We start from the raw sequence: 20,592 nt of genomic DNA, 5'->3' as shown, positions 1-20,592 counted from the left end.
GGTTTTGGGATAACGACTTGCACAAGGCCTAAGTAGGGAAACTATTCGGCAGCAGCAAGGCGGGCCGAACGCACGCCCTGAGACAGTCCGCTGACCAGGGTGGCGACGGCCTCGGCCGGGTCGGCGGTCTTCTCGCCCTTCGGTCCCAACACATTGGCGACCGCGTTGACGATCGCGGTGCCGACGACGACGCCATCGGCATTGGCGCCGATAATGCGCGCCTGCTCGGCGGTCTTGACGCCGAAGCCGACGCAGACTGGCAAGTTGGTGTGGCCCTTGATGCGCTTGACCGCGGCGGCAACCTTGCCGGTGTCGGCCAAAGCCGAGCCGGTGATGCCGGTCATCGACACGTAATAGACGAAGCCCGACGTATTCTGCAGCACCTTGGGCAGGCGCTTGTCGTCGGTGGTCGGCGTTGCCAAGCGGATGAAGTTGATGCCGGCCTTCAGCGCAGGGATGCAGAGTTCTTCGTCCATCTCCGGTGGCAGGTCGACGACGATCAGCCCGTCAATGCCGCTGGCGATGGCGTCCTTGAGGAAGCGATCGACACCGTAGATGTAGATCGGGTTGTAGTAGCCCATCAGCACGATCGGCGTTTCATTGTCGGTGGCGCGGAAATCAGCCGCCGTCTTCAGCGTCTTGACCAGGGTCTGGCCACCTTTCAGCGCGCGCAGGCCCGCGGCCTGGATCGCCGGGCCGTCGGCCATCGGATCGGAAAACGGCATGCCCATTTCGATGATGTCGGCGCCGGCCTTCGGCAGCGCCTTCATGATCGACAAAGCGGTGTCGTAGTCCGGGTCGCCGCTCATGAAATAGGTAACGAGCGCCGGGCGGCCCTCGGCTTTCAGTTTTGCCATGCGGCGGTCGATGCGGGTCACCATGATCAGATCTCCATGCCCAGCATCGAGGCAACCGTGTGCACGTCCTTGTCGCCGCGTCCCGACAGGTTGACGATGACGATCTGGTCCTTGTCCATATCAGGCACGATCTTCACCGCATGCGCGATGGCGTGGGCGGATTCCAGCGCCGGGATGATGCCTTCGACGCGCGTCGTCAGCTTGAAGGCTTCCAGCGCCTCGTCGTCGAGGATCGGCACATATTCGACGCGGCCGGAATCGCGCAGCCAGGAATGTTCGGGGCCGACGCCCGGATAGTCGAGGCCGGCCGAGATCGAATGGCCGTCCATGATCTGGCCATCGGCGTTCTGCAGGAGATAGGTGCGGTTGCCGTGCAGGACGCCTGGCGCGCCGGCATTCATCGAGGCGCAATGCTCGATGCCGTCGAGGCCGCGGCCGCCGGCTTCGATGCCGATGATGCGGACTTGCCTGTCGTCGAGGAAAGGATGGAACAGGCCGATGGCGTTGGAGCCGCCGCCGACAGCCGCGATGATGGTGTCGGGCAGCCGGCCTTCCTGTTCGAGGATCTGGGCGCGCGCCTCGATGCCGATCACCGACTGGAAGTCGCGCACCAGCTCCGGATAGGGATGCGGGCCGGCGGCAGTGCCGATCAGGTAATAAGTGTCCTCGACATTGGTGACCCAGTCGCGCAACGCCTCGTTCATGGCGTCCTTCAGCGTGCCGTGGCCGGCGGTGACCGGCCGCACTTCGGCGCCGAGCAGCTTCATGCGGAAGACGTTGGGGCTTTGGCGGGCGACGTCGGTGGCGCCCATATAGACCACGCAGGGAAAGCCGAAGCGCGCCGCGACTGTGGCCGCCGCCACGCCGTGCTGGCCGGCGCCCGTCTCGGCGATGATGCGCTTCTTGCCCATGCGCTTGGCGAGCAGAATCTGACCGAGGCAATTGTTGATCTTGTGCGAACCGGTGTGGTTCAGGTCCTCGCGCTTGAAATAGACCTTGGCGCCGCCCCCGAGGCCCTTCGCCGAGGAAACCTCACGAAGATGTTTGGTCAGGCCTTCGGCGAAATACAGCTTTGACGGCCGCCCGGCATAGTGGGTCGAGAGGTTGGTCAACTCAGCCTTGAAGTCCGGATCGTTCTTGACCTCGTTCCAGTGCCGCTCGAGGTCGAGGATCAGCGGCATCAGCGTCTCGGCCACGAAGCGGCCCCCGAAGATGCCGAACATGCCCTGTTCGTCGGGTCCCGTGCGGAAGGAATTGGGTGTCGCCGGCTTGTTCATCGCCGATCTCCTGGTCTTGGTTCTGAGCATGTCTTATCGGAAAACCGGTTCCCACTTCTCCGGAACATGCTCGGGTTCGAAAGAAGTGCCTCAGGCAGCGCGGTCGTCGCGCGCGGCCCTGACGGCCCGGAAGAACTGCTCGATCAGCGCCGGATCCTTGACGCCCGGGCCGCTTTCCACCCCCGACGAAATGTCTATCGCGGGCGGATTGGCTGATATCAGGGCGTCGCCGATATTGGCGGCGTTGAGCCCACCGGAAAGCATGTAATCGAGCCCGGCGTCAAGGCCGGCCAGGATGCGCCAGTCAAAGGCGACGCCATTGCCGCCCGGAAGTTGCGAGCCCTTTGGTGGCTTGGCATCGAACATGAAGCGATCGGCAACGCCGATGAACGGCTTTAGCCGCTCGAGATCGGCAGCCTCACTGACGGAGAACACCTTCATGACAGGCAAGCCGTAGCGGGCTTTCACCTCGGCCACCCGCTCGGGCGTCTCCGTGCCGTGCAGTTGCAGCATGTCGGGTCGCATCTTTTCGACGATCTCGTCCAGGAAGGCGTCATCGGAATCGACCGTCACGGCAACCGCCAGGGCCTTGCCGATTGCCGCCTGGCGCAGGCGGCCGGCTGCCGCAGGCTCGACATAGCGCGGGCTCCTGGCAAAGAAGATGAAGCCGACATGGCTGGCGCCGCCGGCCAATGCCGCGGCCATTGCATCATCGGTCTTCAATCCGCAGATCTTGATATCGAGCGCCATGGCGCGGGGATTGGCACGAAACCGGCCAAGAGTCGAGAAAAAGCATGCTGTTTGCCGGCAACGCCAAAGGCGCTACCTATTGATGGGAGAAGCAAGGCGGAGCAGACGAATGGCCGACCAGAGCATAGCCGAACTCAGGCAGAAGATCGCGCAAGCGCGCGACGTCATCGCGCATCTGATGCAAAAGGCCGCCTTCGACGGGGCAGAAGCGCACCGGGTCCTGGATTATTTCGGCAGCGATGCGTTCGAGCAGAATTTCCTGCCATGGCCGCGCCATGGCGACGAAGGGCTGCGGCCTGAAGAGCTTAATGCGGCCAATGATGATTGAGCGCGGCGCCGGCGCAGGCTAATCGAACACGATCGCCTGCAGCGCGCCGCCATTGCGCTTCAGCCAGTCCTTGCAGCGGTCGGTATCGGGACAGAGCTGATCGCACAATTTCCAGAATTTCGGGCCGTGGTTCATCTCCTTGAGATGCGCCACCTCATGCGCGACCAGGTAGTTTATCACCGGCGTCGGCGCCATCATGATGCGCCATGAGAAGGACAGATTGCCATCGGAAGTGCAGGAACCCCAGCGGCTCGACGTGTCCTTGAAGCGGATCGCCTTGGCGCGCTTGCCGATGGCCTCGGTATGCTTGACCACCAGCTTCTCGATGTCCTTCTTGGCCTCACGCTTGAGGAAATCGGCGATGCGGCGCGGCAAATGTATGCGCTCGCCATGGACGATCAGCAGCGGACCGCGCTCGTCGCGCGACACGGTGACGGTGCCGCGTTTCGACGGTTCGTGGACGATGCGATGCGCGACGCCGCGTATCGGGATCTTGATGCCGGGGCGCACTTGCGGCCGTGTCGGGACCTTGGCCAGACGCTGCTCCAGCCAGTCCTGGTGGCGGTGAAGGAATTTCTCCACCTCGCCGCGGCGCAGGCCCGGCGGCACGGTGATGCGCAGCCCCTGGCCGCCCGAATCGATGCGCAGCGTCAGCCGCCGTGCGCGGGCGCTCTCGACGATCCTGAGCGGCAGTGTGCGGCCGGCAACGACGTGCTCTCGCTCTTCGACAGGCGAGGGTTTTGGTTTGGTCAGGTTGCGGAAAAAGCCGAAGGACATGGCTGAACGATACGCGATTCGAGGAAAACGACCAGAACAAAAAAGAAACGGCGCCGCTCGCGCGACGCCGTCCATCATGCCAAGGCCTGTCCTACAGCGCCGCGCGTCTCTGACGCGCAAAGGACGCTGTAGCACTCTAATTCGGCGCATGACCCCGAAAATCGGTTCCGATTTTCGGGGTCATGCGCGCAGCCTCAGTCGTCAAGCAGGTTCGGGCCCTTGCGCTTGGGGGTCGNTTCCGAAAATCGATTTCGATTTTCGGGGTCATGCGCGCAGCCTCAGTCGTCAAGCAGGTTCGGGCCCTTGCGCTTGGGGGTCGCGGGCTTGGCCGTTTCGGCCGAGCCTGTTTTCGCAGGCGCCGTCGACTTGTTGCGGTTGGCCATGAAGCGGTCGAACTCGTCCTGGTCCTTGGCGCGGCGCAATTCGCGGGCGTACTCATCGAACTCGCTCAGCATCTCGTCGAGCTTGCGACGCTCTTCGGCGAGGCGTTCGAGTTCCTTCTCGCGCCAGTCGTCGAAAGCGACATTGCCGGTGCGGGCCGAACCGTGGCCCCAGCGCGCGGCCTTGTCGGAACCGCGGCGGCAGCCGGCGAAGATGCCGTCGGTGGCCCGGTTGACGTCGCGCTTGAAGCCGTCAAGCCGGTCGCCCCAGATGATGTAGGCGAGCATGGCGAAGCCAAGCGGCCAGAACACCATGAAGCCGATCACCATCAGCGCGATGGTCGCCGGCGTCCAGGCCGGGCGGATCAATGCGGATGTGTTCATTTCTCCCATTCCTTCGGTTGGAGACAGCCAAGAGTGGCTGCGTGGATTCGAAATGGGATGAGAAAAACGGCGATTCAAGACAACGTCCGCCAAAACCGGACAAGGGCCTGAAATGATTATCGCTTTTTGAGCGCTTCGAGGGAAAGCACGACCAGGCCAGCGACCAGACCCCAGAAGGCGGCGCCAACGCCGAACAAGGTCAGCCCTGACGCGGTGACCACGAAGGTGACCGTGGCGGCCATGCGCTGGTCCTCGTCCTTGAGCGCGATCGACAGCGCGTTGGCGAGCGATCCCATCAGCGCCAGGCCGGCTACCAGAACGATCAGGCTCTGCGGCAGGACGGCGAAGATAGCCACCAGCGAGGCGCCGAAAACCGCGAAAATCAGATAGGCAAGTGCATAGAAGGGTCCGGTCTTCCAGCGCTCGGCCGGGTTGGGATGGACGTCCGGCCCGGTGCAGATCGCCGCAGAGATCGCGGCCAGATTGGTGGTCGAGCCGCCAAACGGCGCCGACAGCAGCGAGAACAGGCCGGTGACGCCGATCAGCGGGCCGGGTTCGGGGTGATAGCCGGCGGCGCGCAAGACGGCGAGACCCGACAGGTTCTGCGACGCCATGGTGACGAGGTAGAGCGGCAGCGCCAGGCCGATGACAGCTGCGGCGCTGAAATGCGGGGCAATCAGCGTCAGCGTCGACAGTTCCGGCGCCGGCAGTCCGCCGACACGGCCTGTCAGGAATGCGGCGATGCCGCCGCCGATCAGCACCGCCAGCACCGACAGCGCCGGGTTGAACAGGCGAATGACGAAGAAGGCCGCGATCAGCGGCAGGATCAGCCAGGGATCGACCGGAATGGTCTTAACGGCATTGAGCGCGAAGGTGACGACGATGCCCGCCAGCATGCCGGACGCGACTGACGCCGGTATCCTTGATATCAGCTGGGTCAGCGGCTTGAACAGGCCGGTGGCGATCAACATCAAGCTGGTGACGATGAAGGCGCCGACCGCATCAGCCATGGTAAACCCGCTCGATGCCGCCATCAGCGCCAGGCCCGGTGTCGACCAGGCGGTGATGATGGGTATTTTCGTGCGCCAGGACAGCCACAAGCATTCGATCGCCATCGCCACGCACACTGCCGTCACCCAGCTCGCGGTTTCGGCTTGCGTGGCGCCAACCGCCTTGGCGGCGGCAATGACGACGGCCAGCGTGCCGCCGAAGCCGACGATTGCCGCGACAAAGGCGGATATCGGGATGGAAATGCGCATTCTTGCCTACCCCGCCCGCTGAACCATGTCGCCCACCGCCCTCAGCAGCATGTCGAGATCCTGCGGCCGCGACAGCCGGTGGTCGCCGTCGGGAATGAGCGACAAGGTGACGTCGTCGGCCGGCAGCAGCGAGACCAGCTTCAGCGCATGGCTTGCCGGCACATCGGCATCGGCCAGGCCCTGCAGGATGTGGACGGGGCAATGGGTATCGATCGGCCCGGTCATGACCCGGTTCGCCCTGCCGTCCTCGATCAGCGCGCTTGTGTAGATGTAAGGCTCGGCGGAATAGTCCGAAGGTTCTTCGAAAAAGCCTTTCTCCCGGAGGTCGCGCCTCTGTTCCTCCGTCAGAGCCGGCTCGACCAGCTCGGCGGTGAAATCCGGCGCCGGCGCGAGCAGCACCAGGCCAACCACATTGCTGTCGCCCGCCTTGCGCAGTTCCTGCGCCATGCGCAGCGCGATCCAGGCGCCCATCGACGAGCCGACCAGGATTTGCTTGCCCTCGGTGAAACGCCGGAAGACGGCGAGGCTCTCGCCAAGCCATTTCGAAATGGTGCCGTCGGCAAAGGCGCCGCCGGATTCGCCATGGCCGGAATAATCGTGGCGCAGATACGCGCGGCCTTCCCTTGCCGCCCAATCCGATAGCGTCTGCGCCTTCGTGCCCAGCATGTCGGATTTATAGCCGCCGAGCCAGACGATGCCGGGCGTTGCGCCCGAGGAATGGCGAACCGCGATATCAATGCCGTCGACATCCAGCAGGGTTGGGGTGGTCGCGGTCATGGCTGTGGATCAATCCTGGTTCTGGGGGCCTGATTGCGGGAGCCTGATTTTACTCGCCGGTCTTTTGACACAGGCACAGGCGAGGCGGAAAGTGCTCGCGACATCCTTTGTTTGGTGCAGGCCTGCGATCAGGGTGATTTTCTGTCAGCGCTGTGCTATTGACTCCGCCCGCGCGCTCACCACATTGGCGCGTCCTGAACATTTCTAGATTGAAACCCTGAACGAAACGGCCAAGGAGACCACGACCATTCGCAGACCTTTCAAAGCAGCGGCGCCCACCAAAGATGGCCCGCGCTCCAACCGTGATATCCGGGTTCCCCGGGTCCAACTGATCGACGCCGATGGCCAGAACCGCGGCGATATTTCCATCAACGACGCATTGCTGCTCGCCGAAGAGGCAGGGCTCGATCTGGTCGAGATCTCGCCCAATGCGGTGCCGCCTGTCGTCAAAATTCTCGATCTCGGCAAATTGAAATACGCCAACCAGAAGAAGGCGGCCGAGGCGCGCAAGAACCAGAAGGTCATCGAGATCAAGGAGATCAAGATGCGCCCGAACATCGACAGCCATGACTACGAAACCAAGATGAAGGCCGTGCGGCGCTTCTTCGAGGAAGGTGACAAGGTCAAGCTGACGCTGCGCTTCCGCGGCCGCGAGATGGCGCATATGGAACTCGGCATGCAGCTCCTGAACAAGGTGCGCGAGGAGACGGCTACCATCGCCAAGGTCGAAGCCGAGCCGAAGCTGGAAGGCCGCCAGATGATGATGGTGCTGGCCCCGCGCTAGATCAGTTCGGGCGTTGCGCTCTAAATCCGCCTGAATCCTGTCTCATGGCGTCCCGGCGATCGGCGGGACGCCGATTCTCCTGTCCAGACGCCGCGATCGCCGGCAAAGCTTCTCGACGATCGGATTCCCGACATGGCCAATGAAATCAACCCTGCGCCCATCAAGGAGCTGGGCGGCTACCAGCACATGCGCCGGATGGTGCTTGCGGTGCTGGTGGTGGTGCTGTTTGCGGCACTGCTGTTCGGCCAGTCGACCTTCCCGCCCGATACCCCGGTGCATGAAACGATCGAGATGGTCGGCGTGCTGCTGATCTTCCTTGGCGTCGTCGGCCGCTTGTGGTCGACACTCTATATCGGGGGGCGCAAATCCTCCGAAGTGGTCACCGGCGGACCCTATTCGATCACCCGCAATCCTCTCTACGTGTTCTCGACCGTTGCCGCCGCCGGCGTCGGGGCGCAGATCGGCTCGTTCTCCGGCATCGTCCTGTTTGCGCTGTTGTGCGCCGGCGCCTTCCACATCGTCATCCTGCGCGAGGAACGGTATCTCAAGGAGGTTCTCGGCGCGCCCTACACAGCCTATCTGGCGCGGGTGCCGCGTTTCTTCCCCCAGCTGTCGCTCTACCAGGAAGGCGACACCGGCAGCTTCAAGCCGCGCCTCTTGCTGACCACCTTGCTCGACGGGCTGGTGTTTCTGGTGGCGTTGCCGGTGTTCGAGACCGTCGATGGCGCCCAGCAATCGGGCATTCTGCCGGTGCTGTTCAGGCTGCCCTGATCGCGGACAGAGCGTCGCAGCCGCTCGGGTGTTGCGCGCCAGCCCGCTTTGAAGTATAGGACCGCCGTTCCAAGAAAACCGCCCGGCAGGGCATGCCGTGGCGGTTTCATTTGCTTTTCGGGCTTTTGGTCCGCCCGAAGCGAACAAGAAGCGCGATTGTGCGCCACCAATACGGAGTAGCAAAATGCCCAAGATGAAGACCAAATCGGCCGCCAAGAAGCGGTTCAAGATCACAGGTACGGGTAAAGTCCTGTCGGCTGCGGCCGGCAAGCGTCACGGCATGATCAAGCGTTCCAACAAGTTCATTCGAAATGCCCGCGGCACGATGGTTCTGGCTGAACCGGATGGCAAGAAGGTCATCAAGAATTTTCTGCCGAACGGCCTCTGAGCATTCGGTTTCCAGGAACAGCGTTTAAGGAGATCATGACATGGCACGCGTAAAAAGAGGCGTCACCTCGCACGCCAAGCACAAGAAGGTCCTGAAAGCCGCGAAAGGCTTCTACGGCCGCCGCAAGAACACCATTCGCATCGCCAAGCAGGCGGTCGAAAAGTCGATGCAGTATGCGTATCGCGACCGCAAGAACCGCAAGCGCTCGTTCCGCGCGCTGTGGATCCAGCGCATCAACGCCGCGACGCACGAGCATGGCCTGACCTATGGCCGCTTCATCGACGGCCTCAACAAGTCCGGTATCGAGATCGATCGCAAGATCCTGTCCGACATGGCCATCCATGAACCGCAGGCGTTCGCCGCACTCGTGGCCAAGGCCAAGGTCGCGCTCGAATATCTGAAGAACACCACCCCGAATGCTTTTGAAAGCGCTGTCGCCTAGAGCATGATGCCAAAAAGTTGCTGACTTTTTGGACAACATCATGCTCAGGGAAATTTAGCGAGGAGCGCGATCTTTCCGAAAAGTCTGCAACTTTTCGGGATCGGGCTCCGAGCCCAGCGCTTCCCAGCATTCGCAATTCTGATTGGGGAACCCGCGCTGGCACGGCTGGCGCGGGTTTTTCTTATGGCTGAACTTTCAACTTGAAAGTGACTTTCACCTCAAAGTTGACTCCCAACACAGCGAGTTTGACCGTGAACGACATAGCTACCGGCTTGGATACTCTCGAAAACTCCCTGATGGCCGACGTCGCGTCGGCCGCCGATGAGGCTGCTATCGAAGCCGTGCGCGTCGCGGCTCTCGGCAAAAAGGGGTCGATCTCGGAATTGCTGAAGACACTGGGCGCGATGAGCGCCGAGGAGCGCCAGGTCAAGGGCCCCGCGATCAACGGCCTGAAGAACCGCGTCACCGAAGCGCTGACGACACGCAAGGCCGAGCTGAAGGATGTGGCGGTCACGGCGCGCCTTGCCGCCGAGACGGTCGACGTGACGCTGCCGGTGCGGCAATCGCCGGCCGAGCGCGGCCGCATCCATCCGATCAGCCAGGTCATCGACGAGATCGCGGCGATCTTCGGCGATCTCGGCTTTGCCATCGCAGAAGGTCCCGATGTCGAGAGCGACTATTACAATTTCACCGCGCTGAATTTCCCCGAAGGGCATCCGGCGCGCGAGATGCACGATACCTTCTTTTTCCAGCCGGACGAAAAGGGCGAGCGCAAGCTGTTGCGCACCCACACCTCGCCGGTCCAGATCCGCACCATGGAGAAGCAGAAGCCGCCGATCCGCATCGTCATTCCCGGCAAGACCTACCGCCAGGATTCCGACGCTACCCACTCGCCGATGTTCCATCAGGTCGAGGGGCTGGTGATCGACAAATCGGCCAATGTCGCCAACATGAAGTGGGTGCTGGAAGAATTCTGCAAGGCTTTCTTCGAGGTGCCGCAGGTCAAGATGCGCTTCCGGCCGTCGTTCTTCCCGTTCACCGAGCCAAGCCTCGAGGTCGACATCCAATGCGACCGCTCGTGGCCCGGCGAAGTGCGCTTCGGCGAAGGCTCCGACTGGATGGAGATCCTCGGCTGCGGCATGGTCCACCCCAATGTGCTGCGCGCCGGCGGGCTCGATCCCGACGAATATCAGGGCTTTGCCTGGGGCATGGGAATCGACCGCATCGCCATGCTGAAATACGGCATGCCGGACCTGCGCGCCTTCTTCGACGCCGATGTCCGCTGGCTGTCGCATTACGGTTTCCGGCCGCTCGACATGCCGACGCTGTTCGGAGGTCTTTCCGCATGACGGCGCCGCACGCCGGTGGCTGCCGCTGCGGCGCGGTACGGTTCGAGGCCTCGGTCGAACCGCACCATGTCAGCTATTGCCATTGCGGCGATTGCCGGCGCGCCAGCGGCGCGCCGGTGTCGGCCTTTGTCGGCTTCCTTACCGAGCAGGTGGCTTTCACCGGCAAGGCACTGAAGATGTACGAGAACGGCCCGGTTACACGCTCGTTCTGCGGCATTTGCGGCTCGCCTATCGCCTATGTCGACGAGCGGCTGGAAGACCACATCTATTTCATGCTGGGCGCCATGGACATGCCGGCTTATTTCCGGCCGACGCACCATGCCTATGTGCGCGAGCAGCTGCCCTTCGTGCATATGCCCGACGACTTGCCGCGCCATTTGAAGACAAGCGTGCCCAGACCCGATGGACAAGGTCCGGGCGGGTACAGACAAAACGGAACATAGTGATGAAACTCACCCTTTCCTGGCTCAAGGATCATCTCGACACCGACGCCACGCTCGACGAGATCGTCGAGAGGCTGACCTCGATCGGCCTCGAAGTCGAGCATGTCGACGACAAGGCCGGCCTGAAGCCGTTCGTCATCGCCAAGGTGCTGACGGCGGTGCAGCATCCCGACGCCGACCGGCTGCGGGTGCTGACCGTCGACACCGGCAATGGCGCAGCCCCTGTCCAGGTGGTGTGCGGTGCGCCGAATGCCCGCGCCGGCCTGATCGGCGCCTTCGCCGCGCCCGGCGCCTATGTGCCCGGTATCGACGTGACGCTGACCGTCGGCAAGATCCGCGGCGTCGAGAGCCATGGCATGATGTGTTCCGAGCGCGAGCTGGAGCTGTCGGATGAGCACAATGGCATTATCGACCTGCCGGCCGATGCGCCTGTCGGCACCAGCTTCGCGGCTTACGCGCATCTCGACGATCCGGTGATCGAGATCAATCTGACGCCGAACCGGCCGGATGCGACCAGCATTTACGGCGTAGCCCGGGACCTGGCGGCAAGCGGGCTTGGCCGGCTCAAGACCGCGCCGGTCGAAGCGGTCCCTGGCAAAGGTGAAACGCCGGTCAAGGTGACCATCGAGGCGCCGGAGCTCTGCCCCGGTTTCGCGCTGCGCCTGGTGAAAGGCGTGAAGAACGGGCCGTCGCCGAAATGGCTGCAGCAAAGGCTGATCGCCATCGGCTTGCGCCCGATCAGCGCGCTGGTCGACATCACCAACTACGTCACCTTCGACCGTGGCCGGCCGCTGCATGTGTTCGATGCCAAGAAGGTCGCCGGCAATCTCGTCGTGCGCCGCGCACGCGACGGCGAGAAGGTGCTGGCGCTCGACGGGCGCGAATACACGCTGACGCCGCAGATGTGCGTGATCGCCGATGATAATGGCGTCGAATCGATCGCCGGTGTCATGGGCGGCGAGCATTCCGGCTGCGACGAGAGCACCACGGACGTGCTGATCGAATCCGCTCTTTGGGATCCGATCACCACGGCCCGCACTGGCCGTACGCTCGGCATCATCACCGATGCCCGTTACCGTTTCGAGCGTGGCGTCGACCCAGAATTCATGGTGCCCGGCGTCGAGCTGGCGACAAAGCTTGTGCTGGAGTTCTGCGGCGGCGAGCCGACGGAAACCGAGGTCATTGGCTATGCCGGCTACAAGCCTAAGATCGTTTCCTTCCCGATCTCGGAAGTAAAGCGGCTGACCGGCACCGAAGTGCCGAAGGCGGAAAGCCTCGACATCCTTTCGCGCCTCGGCTTCGAGCCGCAGGGCTCGGACGACATCGTCGATGTGGCGGTGCCGTCCTGGCGGCCCGATGTCGATGGCAAAGCCGACCTGGTCGAGGAAGTCATGCGCATTCACGGCGTCGACAACATCGCGCCGCAGCCGCTCGGCGCTCATGACGCGGTCAATTCCAAGATCCTGACGACGCTGCAGGTGCGCACCCGCATTGCCAAGCGCTCGCTCGCCGTGCGGGGCATGCTGGAGGTTCTCACCTGGTCGTTCATCCCGGCCAAACACGCCGAACTGTTCGGCGGCGGCCAGACGGCGCTGAAGCTCGCTAATCCGATTGCAGCCGACATGTCCGATATGCGGCCCTCGTTGTTGCCCGGCCTGATCGTCGCCGCGCAGCGCAATGCCGACAAGGGGATCGGCGATGTCGCGCTGTTCGAGGTCTCCGGTACCTATGAGGGCGACGGCCCCGACCAGCAGCGGCGCGTTGCCGCCGGTGTGCGCCGCGGCACCGCCAAGCTCGACGGTTCCGGCCGCAGTTGGGCCGGCAATTCCGGTCCGGTCGGCGTGTTCGACGCCAAAGCCGACGCGATTGCAGCGCTGGAAGCCTGCGGCGCGCCGGTCGACAGGCTGCAGATCGAGCCAGGCGGTCCGGCCTGGTATCATCCCGGCCGCTCCGGCACGATCAAGCTCGGCCCGAAGACAGTGCTCGGCACCTTCGGCGAGTTCCACCCGAAGACGCTGGAGGGGTTGGACGTTTCCGGACCGATCTGCGGTTTCGAGGTCTATATCGACGCCGTGCCCGAGCCGAAGGCCAAGCCGACGAAAACCAAGCCAAAGCTGGAGCTGTCCGCCTTCCAGGCGGTGAAGCGCGACTTTGCTTTCGTCGTCGACAAGACGGTGGAGGCCGGCGCGCTGGTGCGCGCGGCGCTCGCCGCCGACAAGAAGCTGGTCACCGGCGTTTCGGTGTTCGATGTGTTCGAGGGGGCATCTCTCGGGACCGCCAAGAAGTCGGTTGCCATCGAAGTATCTATCCAGCCGGTTGAAAAGACGCTCACCGACGAGGATTTCGAGGCGCTGGCCAAGCGCATCGTCGACAATGTTGGCAAGCAAACGGGCGGCATGCTGAGAACGTAGAGCGGCTAACGCCGCCCTACGTATTTCGACTTCAGGCAATTCTTAGGGAAAGCGCGTCTTAGGGAAAGCGCGGCGCGCTTCCCAGTAAAACCGCTACACACTTTTCCTGGAATTGCTTCTGAGGATTGCCGGCAGTTGCGAATCGCTCTCCAAAGGGCGATGGACCATCTGCGCTATTCCGGTCTGCCGTTCGAAGCCCAGCGCGAAGCGTTTCTCGCCATGGTGTTGGCGGATGCGCTCGTCAGCGACGCGCTGGAGCGGGCCCGCACGCTGGCGTTGCCGGACTGGCTGGTGGTGTCCGGCGCGCTCTACAACAGCGTCTGGAACCACCTGACCGGCAAGCCGCCGGGCTACGGCATCAAGGATGTCGATCTCTTCTACTTCGATGACAGCGACCTGTCCTACGAGGCCGAGGAACGGTCATCCGTCGAGCCGCGCAGCATTTCGAGGGGCTGGCTCTGCCGGCCGAGGTGCGCAACCAGGCACGGGTGCATCTGTGGTATCCGCAGAAATTCGGCCAGCCCTGCCCGCGCTATACGAGTTCCAGCGAGTCGGTGAGCTATTTCGCCTCGAAGACGCATGCGGTCGGGGTGCGATACGATGCCGATGGGCAGCTTGAGGTCGTGGCGCCGTTCGGGCTGGATGACCTCTTCGCGTTTCGCATCACGCCCAACCGGCTGATGGATAACAGGCGCACGCATGAGGCCAAGGGGGCGAGGGCGAAGGCGTGCTGGCCGGAGATTACGGTGGTGCCTTGGTAATACGAAATGGCGGCGCGAGGCACCCCCCTCTGGCCTGCCGGCCATCTCCCCCGCAAGGAGGGAGATTGGCAGCTTCATCGTTGGCGCACTTTCTGCAACGTTGGTGATTGGCGAAAACAGCGACGACAGCCGATCTCCCCCCTTGCGGGGGAGATGTCCGGCAGGACAGAGGGGGGTGCCGCGCGCTGACTTCTCAGGGCGCCAAGCTCCCCCGCTTGTTCACCCATTCACCAGCGCCAGCAATTCCTCAGTGTAGCGCTTGCCAACCACCTTGTCCGGCGACAGCGCATCTCCAATCGCCGCGACCTCAGCCGCGCTCAGCTCGATCCCGACCGCCGCTGTGTTCTGCTCGAGATGGCGGATCTTTCTTGCGCCGGGGATCGGCACGATGAAGTCGCCCTGGTGCAGCACCCAAGCCAGCGCCAGCTGCGCCGAGGTGACGCCTTTTTCCACCGCCAGCTTTTCCAGCGTCGCAACGACCTTGGCATTAGCGGCCATGGCGTCGGCCTGGAAACGCGGCAAGGTGCGGCGCCAGTCGTCGTCGCTGAGGGCCTCGGGCTTGGCGATGGTGCCGGTGAGCAGGCCGCGACCGAGCGGGCTGTAGGGGACGAAGCCGATGCCGAGTTCGCGGCAGACATCGAACACTTCGTCTTCAGGGTCGCGGCTCCAAAGCGAGTACTCACTCTGCACGGCAGCGATCGGATGCACGGCGTGCGCCCGGCGGATGGTGGCGGCACTGACCTCCGACAGGCCCAGCGCCCGCACCTTGCCATCGCGCACCAGCTCGGCCATGGCACCGACCGTGTCCTCTATCGGCACGTCGGGATCGACGCGGTGCTGGTAGTAGAGGTCGATAACATCGGTATCGAGCCGCTTCAGCGAGGCTTCGGCCACCGCCTTGACGTGCTCCGGGCGGCTGTCGACGCCGACCATGCGTTCGAGGCCTGAGCCTTCCTCGGAAATCTTGAAGCCGAATTTGGTGGCGATCGTCACCCTGTCGCGCACCGGCTTCAATGCCTTGCCGAGAAGGATCTCGTTCTCAAAGGGACCATAGACTTCGGCGGTGTCGAAAAACGTCACGCCGATCTCGACAGCGCGGCGCAGCGTGGCGATTGCGTCAACCTCGGCCTGACCGCCATATGCGAAGCTCATGCCCATGCAGCCGAGGCCGACGGGGAAGACTTCGAGCTCAGTACCAAGTTTGCGGGTTTTCATGGCGCATCTCCTTGTTGCGATGAAACAGAGATAGCGCCTAGCTTTACGTTCGATAATTGGCTGTCATTCGCACGGGCTGTTCTATAAAATAGAGCAATGAACCGAGCGCATCTTTCTCAACTCGCTGTACTGGCAACAGTCGCCCAATGCGGTAGTTTTCGCGGCGCGGCGCGCGAACTGGCCATCGCGCCCTCGGCAGTTAGCCATGCCGTGTCCAGCCTGGAGGCGCGGCTCGGCGTGCGGCTTTTGGCGCGCAGCACCCGCAGCGTGGCACCAACGGAGGAGGGCGCGCAGCTGCTCGAACGGCTGCGGCCGGCGCTGTCCGAGATCGATCTGGCGCTGGAAACGGCGATCGAGGCGCGCGACCGGCCGGCCGGGAACCTGCGGCTGACCGTGCCGCGCACCGCGGCCCACCTGGCATTGACGCCCAGGCTCGGCGGCTTTGCCGCGGCCTATCCCGACATCGTGCTGGAAATCGTCATCGAGGATCGCTTCACCGACGTCGTCGAAGGCGGCTTCGATGCCGGCGTGCGGCTCGGTGAGAGCCTGCAGCGCGACATGATCGCGGTGCGCATCGGACCGGACCTTCGCGGCGCCGTGGTCGGCGCGCCATCCTATTTCGCGACCATGCCAAGACCCCGCCATCCGCGCGATCTTGCCGACCACCGCTGCATCCGCTTCCGTTTTTCCAGCGGCATTCTTTACCGCTGGGAATTCGAGAAGGATGGCGAAGAGATCGAGATCGCGGCGCAAGGGCCGCTGATCCTCGACGAAGACCATCTGATCGCCCAGGCGGCGGTCGACGGCGCTGGGCTCGCCTTCGTCTTCGACGATTATGTGCGCGCGCCGCTCGCCGACGGTCGCTTGATCCGCGTGCTGGAAGACTGGTGTCCGCCCTTCGACGGTTTCTTCGTCTACTACCCCAGCCGCCGCCAGATGCGCCCGGCGCTGCGGGCGTTTGTTGATTTCTTCAAGGTCGGTGCTTAGCCACCTCCCCCTAGTGGGGAGGGTCGATCCGCGTAGCGGATCGGGGTGGGAGTCTTCGTAGGGCGCTACCCCCCACCCCGTCGCTTCGCGCCGACCCTCCCCACAAGGGGGAGGGTGGAAGAAAGCCCAGCTGCCATTCGTTCACCAGCCATGCCGGCATTCATCACCAACAACTCAACCCGCTACGGCTGGGCGGCGATCGTCCTCCACTGGCTGATCGGCATCCTGTTCATCGGCCAGTTCATGCTTGGCTTCATCATGGTGCGGTTGACCAGCCAGCGCACCGCCTTCGAGCTGATCCAGCTGCACAAATCCTTCGGCTTCCTGCTGCTCGGCCTCCTCATCCTGCGCATTGCCTGGCGGCTCGGCAATGCGGCCCCGGCCTTGCCGGCCTCGGTCGGAGGCCTGGAGCGTCGGACGGCGCCGCTGGCGCATCTGGCACTTTATGGCTTCCAGCTCGCGGTGCCGCTGTCCGGCTGGGCACTGGTTTCGGTGTCGATGCTGGAGATCCCCAGCATGCCGTTCAACCTTTTCGTGATGCCGAACCTGCCGCTCGGCGTGTCCGATGCGGCGGAAAACTTCTGGGCGGCAGCACACTGGTATCTCGCCTATGCCGGCATTGCCTTGGTTGCGCTGCATGCGCTGGCGGCGCTGCGGCATCATTTCTGGCTGCGCGACAGCGTGCTCACGCGCATGATCACGCCTTCGTCAGATCAGGACATGGAATAGGGCGCGCCGCGCATTCGTTCATTGGAGTGAGGGCGCAACACTTCGCCTGCCCCAGAAGGACAAAACCCATGTATGCGCGCATCTTCGGATTGGCGGCTGTTGCCGCTTGCCTTGCCATGCCTGTCTCCGCCGCTGTGGACCTCGGCGACGCTGCCGGCAGCTACACGGTCAACCCGGCCAGCTCCAGCATTCGCTTCTCCATCGGCAAGGTCGGTGGCGGCGGCCTCGACGGCGCCTTTGGCCGCTTCAAGGGCTCCATCCGCATCGACAACAGCGATGTCGGCCGTTCCGCGGTCAACTTCACCATCTATCCCGAAAGCGTCGGCACCGGCCAGGGCCGCATCGACGCCTTCCTGCGCTCCGATGCGGTGTTCGACGTGGCCAACAGCCCCGAAATCCAGTTCCGCTCGACCAGCGTAACCCGAACCAGCGACACCACGGCGCTGGTCAGCGGCCGGCTGACGGCGCGCGGCAAGACGTTTGCGGAAAAGTTCACTGCCGAGCTCGGCGGGCTGAAGGGTGGCGTCATTAAATTCCACGTCACCGGCAAGGTGCTGCGCTCCCGGTACGGCATGGATGTCGGCACGCCGATCTATTCGAATATCGTCAATTTCGACATGACGCTGACGGGCAAGCGAGGCTAGCAGGACCAGCGATCCGCATTGGCTTTTCCCGCAATTTCGGGCAAACCTCCTCGCCTGTAAATCGATAGGAGAAGCCTGATGTTCCGATGGGGTGTTTTGTCGACGGCCAAGATCGGCCGCGAGCAATTGTTGCCGGCAATCGTCGAGGCCGAGAATGGCGTTTTGTCCGCGATCGCCAGCCGCGACCTGTCGAAGGCCGAGGCCCTGGGCGAGCGGTTCGGCGCCAGACATGCCTTTGGTTCGTATGAGGAGCTGCTCGCTTCGAAAGACGTCGACGGCGTCTACATCCCGCTGCCGACCTCGCAGCATGTCGAATGGACGGCCAAGGCCATCGAAGCGGGAAAACATGTGCTGGTGGAGAAGCCGCTGGCGCTCGACGCCAAGGACATCGCGCCGCTGATCAAGCTGCGCGACCAGAAGAAGGTGCTGGTCTGCGAGGCCTTCATGGTCATCTACCACCCGCAATGGATCAAGGTGCGCGATCTCATCGCCGATGGCGCCATCGGCCGGCTGCGCCATGTGCAGGGCGCCTTCTCCTATTACAATGTCGATCCCACCAACATGCGCAACCAGCTCGATCTCGGCGGCGGCGCGCTGCCTGATATCGGCGTCTATCCGACGGTGTCGACGCGGTTTTCGACCGGCAAGGAGCCGCTGCGCGTGCAGGCGACGATCGAGCGCGACAAGAAATTCGGCACCGACATCTATTCCTCGATCCGCGCCGATTTCGGCGATTTCGAACTGTCCTTCTATCTGTCGACGCAGATGGCGGCGCGGCAGGTGATGGTGTTCCACGGCGAGAAAGGTTTCATCGAGGTGTTCTCGCCGTTCAATGCCGGGCTCTACGACCATCACCGCATCGAACTGCACAACCAGAACCATACGGAGGCGCAGGTGTTCCGCTTTCCCGGCACCCAGCAATACCGGCGCGAGGTAGAGACGTTTGCCAGGGCGGCACAGGGCGGCAAGGAGCGTGTCTTCACGCTGGAGGAGTCCGTGCTCAACCAGAAGGTCATCGACGCCATCTTCCGCGCCGGCGGCAAGGAAGGCTGGGAAGCCGTCTGATACACCAATCTTAGCCGGTAATTTCATGGGAGAAGGGCGTCCGCATTGTGCATGCGGACGCCCTTTCCTATTGGACTGACGATCTCACGCGCCTCTGAGCGTCAGGTGCAAGGTCTCGGCGAAGCGATCGGGATAGGGCGCAAAGCCCATATGGTCGCCGGGGAAGGCGGCGCGCTTGCTGCCGAGCCTGTCGGCCAGCGCCTTGCCCATGCCGTCGATCGGCTGGCCGATGGACTCTTCGCCGATGCCGACCACGACCGGGCGGCCGCGCAGCGCCTCGATATCAGGACGGTAGAGCGACAGCGGCATGACGCCATGCGCCAGCCAGTATTCGAAATTGCCGCTGACCCTGGCAAAGGTCTCGGCCTCCTCGGGCGACGGTTCGAACGAAGGCGGTCCGTCCTGCGGCCCGGCTTCATCCTGACCCGGCCCTTCCGACAGGCTGTTCTCGCTGAAGAATTTCTGCATCGCCGCCTTGACACCCTGGCTGCGATAGGTGTCGTGCAGGTCGCGCATGCCGGCCAGTGACGGCGACGGGTCGTCGAGCAGCATCATGCTGGGCGGCTCATGTGCCACCAGTGCACGAACCCGGCCGGGATGGCGGGCGGCGAGGTTGAGCCCGATCTGGGCGCCGCCGCTGGTGCCGAACACATAGGCCGGTCCGGCGCCAAGCGCCTCGATCAATCGCGCGGCATCGTCGCCATGGACATCGAGGTCCTGCTCTTGCGGCTCTCCGTCGAAGGTGCTGCGCGAATTGCCGCGCGGATCATAGGCGACCACCGTGTAGCGGTCGGCGAGGTGGCCCGCGACATCGGCGAAGACGCCGGCGTCCTGCGGTCCGCCGGGGATTATCAACAGTACGGGGCCGGAACCGCGCATCTCATAATAGAGGCTGGCGCCCGGTACTTTCAGCGTCGACGTTTGGGGGGTCATGTCCATCTCTCCTGTTGTTCTCATGTCAAAGTTCGGCTTTGCGCCGGGTCCGATCATTTGCCGGCGACAACCATGCGGTTGCCCTCGCTGTCGCGGAATTCGGCGACCGTGCGGCCCGGCTGCCAAGGCGCTTCCTGCGGCTCGGTGATGATTTCGACGCCGCGCGCCTTCAGGCCCGCGACCGTTGCCTCGACATCGCCATCAACGAGCACCAGCACGGGCTCAGTGCCCGGCGTGTCATCGGGGCGTTTGACGAAATGCAAATTGGTGACGGCGCCGGGAAATGTCAGCTCGATCCAGCGCCAGCCGCTGTCGCCCATCAGCTGGTCCTCCGCCACCTGGCAAGCAAGATGGCCGGTGTAGAAGGCCTTGGCGCGGTCCTGGTCGAACACCGGCAATTCGGCAAACTGGATGTGCATGATGGATCTCTCCTGCTCCTCGACAGCTGCCGCGCAACCGTCCACGGGAAAGACGATCCGGACGATCGAAAAGATTCGCCGGCCGACGAATCTTTTCGAGGCCGCGAAACGTCTTCTCCGTGCAGAGTTGAAAACAGGAGACGACAATGGGCTACAATCTCATCCGCTACGGCGTGAAGGACGAAAGCATCGCCGAGAACCGTATGCTGGTTGCACAGGTGTTCGAGGCACTCGACGACACGAAGCCGCAATCCGTGCGCTACCTCGTCCTGGAACTGGAGAATGGCGAGTTCATCCATCTTGTCAGCCAGGATGGCGACGGCCTGACCGGGCTCGCAGCCTTCAAGGCCTTCAGCGCCGATCATGCCGGACGCCGCTCGACGCCGCTTGCCAGATCGCCGGCAAAGATCGTCGGCAATTATCGTATGCTGGCCGGCGAGGTCGTGCCGGCTTGAATGCAAA

Annotated in this window: 23 protein-coding genes and 1 pseudogene; 14 read left to right on the top strand and 10 right to left on the bottom strand. The window is 63.4% G+C overall.

Annotated elements, in window-relative coordinates; translation table 11 throughout:
* Positions 1-41: 41 nt before the first annotated feature.
* From trpA to X728_RS142150, 3 genes are all read right to left on the bottom strand, one after another.
* Entirely contained in the window at positions 42-881 is an 840-nt protein-coding gene (gene trpA, locus X728_RS142140; protein WP_023693067.1) for a tryptophan synthase subunit alpha, read from the bottom strand.
* 2 nt (positions 882-883) lie between these two features.
* The gene (gene trpB, locus X728_RS142145) at positions 884-2,134 is read right to left on the bottom strand and encodes a tryptophan synthase subunit beta (protein ID WP_023687439.1); all 1,251 of its coding nucleotides are present in this window, start codon (positions 2,132-2,134) and stop codon (positions 884-886) included.
* Between the two features lie 90 nt (positions 2,135-2,224).
* Positions 2,225-2,884, bottom strand: coding sequence for a phosphoribosylanthranilate isomerase (locus X728_RS142150; RefSeq protein WP_023739761.1), 660 nt, complete (start codon positions 2,882-2,884; stop codon positions 2,225-2,227).
* Positions 2,885-2,993: 109 nt separating this feature from the next.
* Between X728_RS142150 and X728_RS142155 the strand changes: the two genes are divergently transcribed.
* Positions 2,994-3,212, top strand: coding sequence for a hypothetical protein (locus X728_RS142155; RefSeq protein ID WP_023672288.1), 219 nt, complete (start codon positions 2,994-2,996; stop codon positions 3,210-3,212).
* A gap of 18 nt (positions 3,213-3,230) precedes the next feature.
* On the opposite strand, the gene X728_RS142160 is transcribed toward X728_RS142155, so the two are convergent.
* From X728_RS142160 to X728_RS142175, 4 genes are all read right to left on the bottom strand, one after another.
* Positions 3,231-3,989: a M48 family metallopeptidase gene (locus tag X728_RS142160; protein ID WP_023748271.1), complete on the bottom strand. Its 759-nt coding sequence runs from the start codon at positions 3,987-3,989 to the stop codon at positions 3,231-3,233.
* Between the two features lie 278 nt (positions 3,990-4,267).
* Positions 4,268-4,753 (bottom strand): DUF2852 domain-containing protein, encoded by a 486-nt coding sequence (locus X728_RS142165; protein ID WP_023672286.1) that lies wholly within the window; start codon positions 4,751-4,753, stop codon positions 4,268-4,270.
* Between the two features lie 116 nt (positions 4,754-4,869).
* Positions 4,870-6,012: a benzoate/H(+) symporter BenE family transporter gene (locus X728_RS142170; protein WP_023832648.1), complete on the bottom strand. Its 1,143-nt coding sequence runs from the start codon at positions 6,010-6,012 to the stop codon at positions 4,870-4,872.
* A gap of 6 nt (positions 6,013-6,018) precedes the next feature.
* The gene (locus X728_RS142175) at positions 6,019-6,789 is read right to left on the bottom strand and encodes an alpha/beta hydrolase (protein ID WP_023693062.1); all 771 of its coding nucleotides are present in this window, start codon (positions 6,787-6,789) and stop codon (positions 6,019-6,021) included.
* A 247-nt stretch (positions 6,790-7,036) separates the two neighbouring features.
* On the opposite strand from X728_RS142175, the gene infC reads away from it, so the two are divergent.
* The 8 genes and pseudogenes from infC to X728_RS01000000167160 all read left to right on the top strand — a co-directional run bounded on the left by infC (position 7,037) and on the right by X728_RS01000000167160 (position 14,138).
* Positions 7,037-7,573, top strand: a complete 537-nt coding sequence (gene infC, locus X728_RS142180) for a translation initiation factor IF-3 (RefSeq protein WP_023744911.1) — start codon at positions 7,037-7,039, stop codon at positions 7,571-7,573.
* A gap of 132 nt (positions 7,574-7,705) precedes the next feature.
* Positions 7,706-8,344, top strand: a complete 639-nt coding sequence (locus X728_RS142185; protein WP_023832647.1) for an isoprenylcysteine carboxylmethyltransferase family protein — start codon at positions 7,706-7,708, stop codon at positions 8,342-8,344.
* 184 nt (positions 8,345-8,528) lie between these two features.
* Positions 8,529-8,732: a 50S ribosomal protein L35 gene (gene rpmI, locus X728_RS142190; RefSeq protein WP_006201248.1), complete on the top strand. Its 204-nt coding sequence runs from the start codon at positions 8,529-8,531 to the stop codon at positions 8,730-8,732.
* Positions 8,733-8,772: 40 nt separating this feature from the next.
* Entirely contained in the window at positions 8,773-9,174 is a 402-nt protein-coding gene (gene rplT, locus X728_RS142195; protein WP_023672281.1) for a 50S ribosomal protein L20, read from the top strand.
* A 296-nt stretch (positions 9,175-9,470) separates the two neighbouring features.
* Complete coding sequence (gene pheS / locus X728_RS142200) at positions 9,471-10,523, top strand: phenylalanine--tRNA ligase subunit alpha (protein ID WP_023832646.1); 1,053 nt, start codon at positions 9,471-9,473, stop codon at positions 10,521-10,523.
* On the top strand, positions 10,520-10,966 hold the full coding sequence (locus X728_RS142205; RefSeq protein ID WP_023681387.1) for a GFA family protein: 447 nt from the start codon (positions 10,520-10,522) through the stop codon (positions 10,964-10,966). The genes pheS and X728_RS142205 overlap by 4 nt, the downstream gene beginning before the upstream one ends.
* A 2-nt stretch (positions 10,967-10,968) precedes the next feature.
* Positions 10,969-13,377, top strand: a complete 2,409-nt coding sequence (gene pheT, locus X728_RS142210) for a phenylalanine--tRNA ligase subunit beta (RefSeq protein ID WP_031195816.1) — start codon at positions 10,969-10,971, stop codon at positions 13,375-13,377.
* Positions 13,378-13,536: 159 nt separating this feature from the next.
* A pseudogene (locus X728_RS01000000167160) lies at positions 13,537-14,138 on the top strand (nucleotidyltransferase family protein).
* A 219-nt stretch (positions 14,139-14,357) separates the two neighbouring features.
* On the opposite strand, the gene X728_RS142215 reads toward X728_RS01000000167160, so the two are convergent.
* Positions 14,358-15,353, bottom strand: coding sequence for an aldo/keto reductase (locus tag X728_RS142215; protein ID WP_023681384.1), 996 nt, complete (start codon positions 15,351-15,353; stop codon positions 14,358-14,360).
* A gap of 96 nt (positions 15,354-15,449) precedes the next feature.
* Between X728_RS142215 and X728_RS142220 the strand changes: the two genes are divergently transcribed.
* From X728_RS142220 to X728_RS142235, 4 genes are all read left to right on the top strand, one after another.
* Positions 15,450-16,340 (top strand): LysR family transcriptional regulator, encoded by an 891-nt coding sequence (locus X728_RS142220; protein ID WP_023687444.1) that lies wholly within the window; start codon positions 15,450-15,452, stop codon positions 16,338-16,340.
* 150 nt (positions 16,341-16,490) lie between these two features.
* Positions 16,491-17,069 carry a cytochrome b gene (locus X728_RS142225; protein ID WP_023681382.1) on the top strand — a complete coding sequence of 193 codons (579 nt, stop codon included), beginning with the start codon at positions 16,491-16,493 and terminating at the stop codon, positions 17,067-17,069.
* Between the two features lie 68 nt (positions 17,070-17,137).
* On the top strand, positions 17,138-17,713 hold the full coding sequence (locus tag X728_RS142230; RefSeq protein ID WP_023681381.1) for a YceI family protein: 576 nt from the start codon (positions 17,138-17,140) through the stop codon (positions 17,711-17,713).
* Positions 17,714-17,791: 78 nt separating this feature from the next.
* Positions 17,792-18,778 carry a Gfo/Idh/MocA family oxidoreductase gene (locus tag X728_RS142235; protein WP_023693056.1) on the top strand — a complete coding sequence of 329 codons (987 nt, stop codon included), beginning with the start codon at positions 17,792-17,794 and terminating at the stop codon, positions 18,776-18,778.
* Between the two features lie 84 nt (positions 18,779-18,862).
* Here the strand turns inward: X728_RS142235 and X728_RS142240 are convergent, their stop codons facing one another.
* Complete coding sequence (locus X728_RS142240) at positions 18,863-19,711, bottom strand: alpha/beta fold hydrolase (RefSeq protein ID WP_245266207.1); 849 nt, start codon at positions 19,709-19,711, stop codon at positions 18,863-18,865.
* 53 nt (positions 19,712-19,764) lie between these two features.
* On the bottom strand, positions 19,765-20,130 hold the full coding sequence (locus tag X728_RS142245; RefSeq protein WP_023687448.1) for a VOC family protein: 366 nt from the start codon (positions 20,128-20,130) through the stop codon (positions 19,765-19,767).
* 146 nt (positions 20,131-20,276) lie between these two features.
* On the opposite strand from X728_RS142245, the gene X728_RS142250 reads away from it, so the two are divergent.
* A complete protein-coding gene (locus tag X728_RS142250) occupies positions 20,277-20,585 on the top strand; it encodes a hypothetical protein (RefSeq protein WP_023681378.1) in 309 nt (102 codons plus the stop codon).
* The last annotated feature ends 7 nt before the right edge of the window (positions 20,586-20,592 follow it).

It is taken from the genome of Mesorhizobium sp. L103C119B0 (genome assembly GCF_000502235.1).
In the GTDB taxonomy this organism is placed as follows: domain Bacteria; phylum Pseudomonadota; class Alphaproteobacteria; order Rhizobiales; family Rhizobiaceae; genus Mesorhizobium.
Note: the sequence above shows the minus strand (reverse complement) of the source record. Positions and strands in the feature narration are given on the sequence as shown.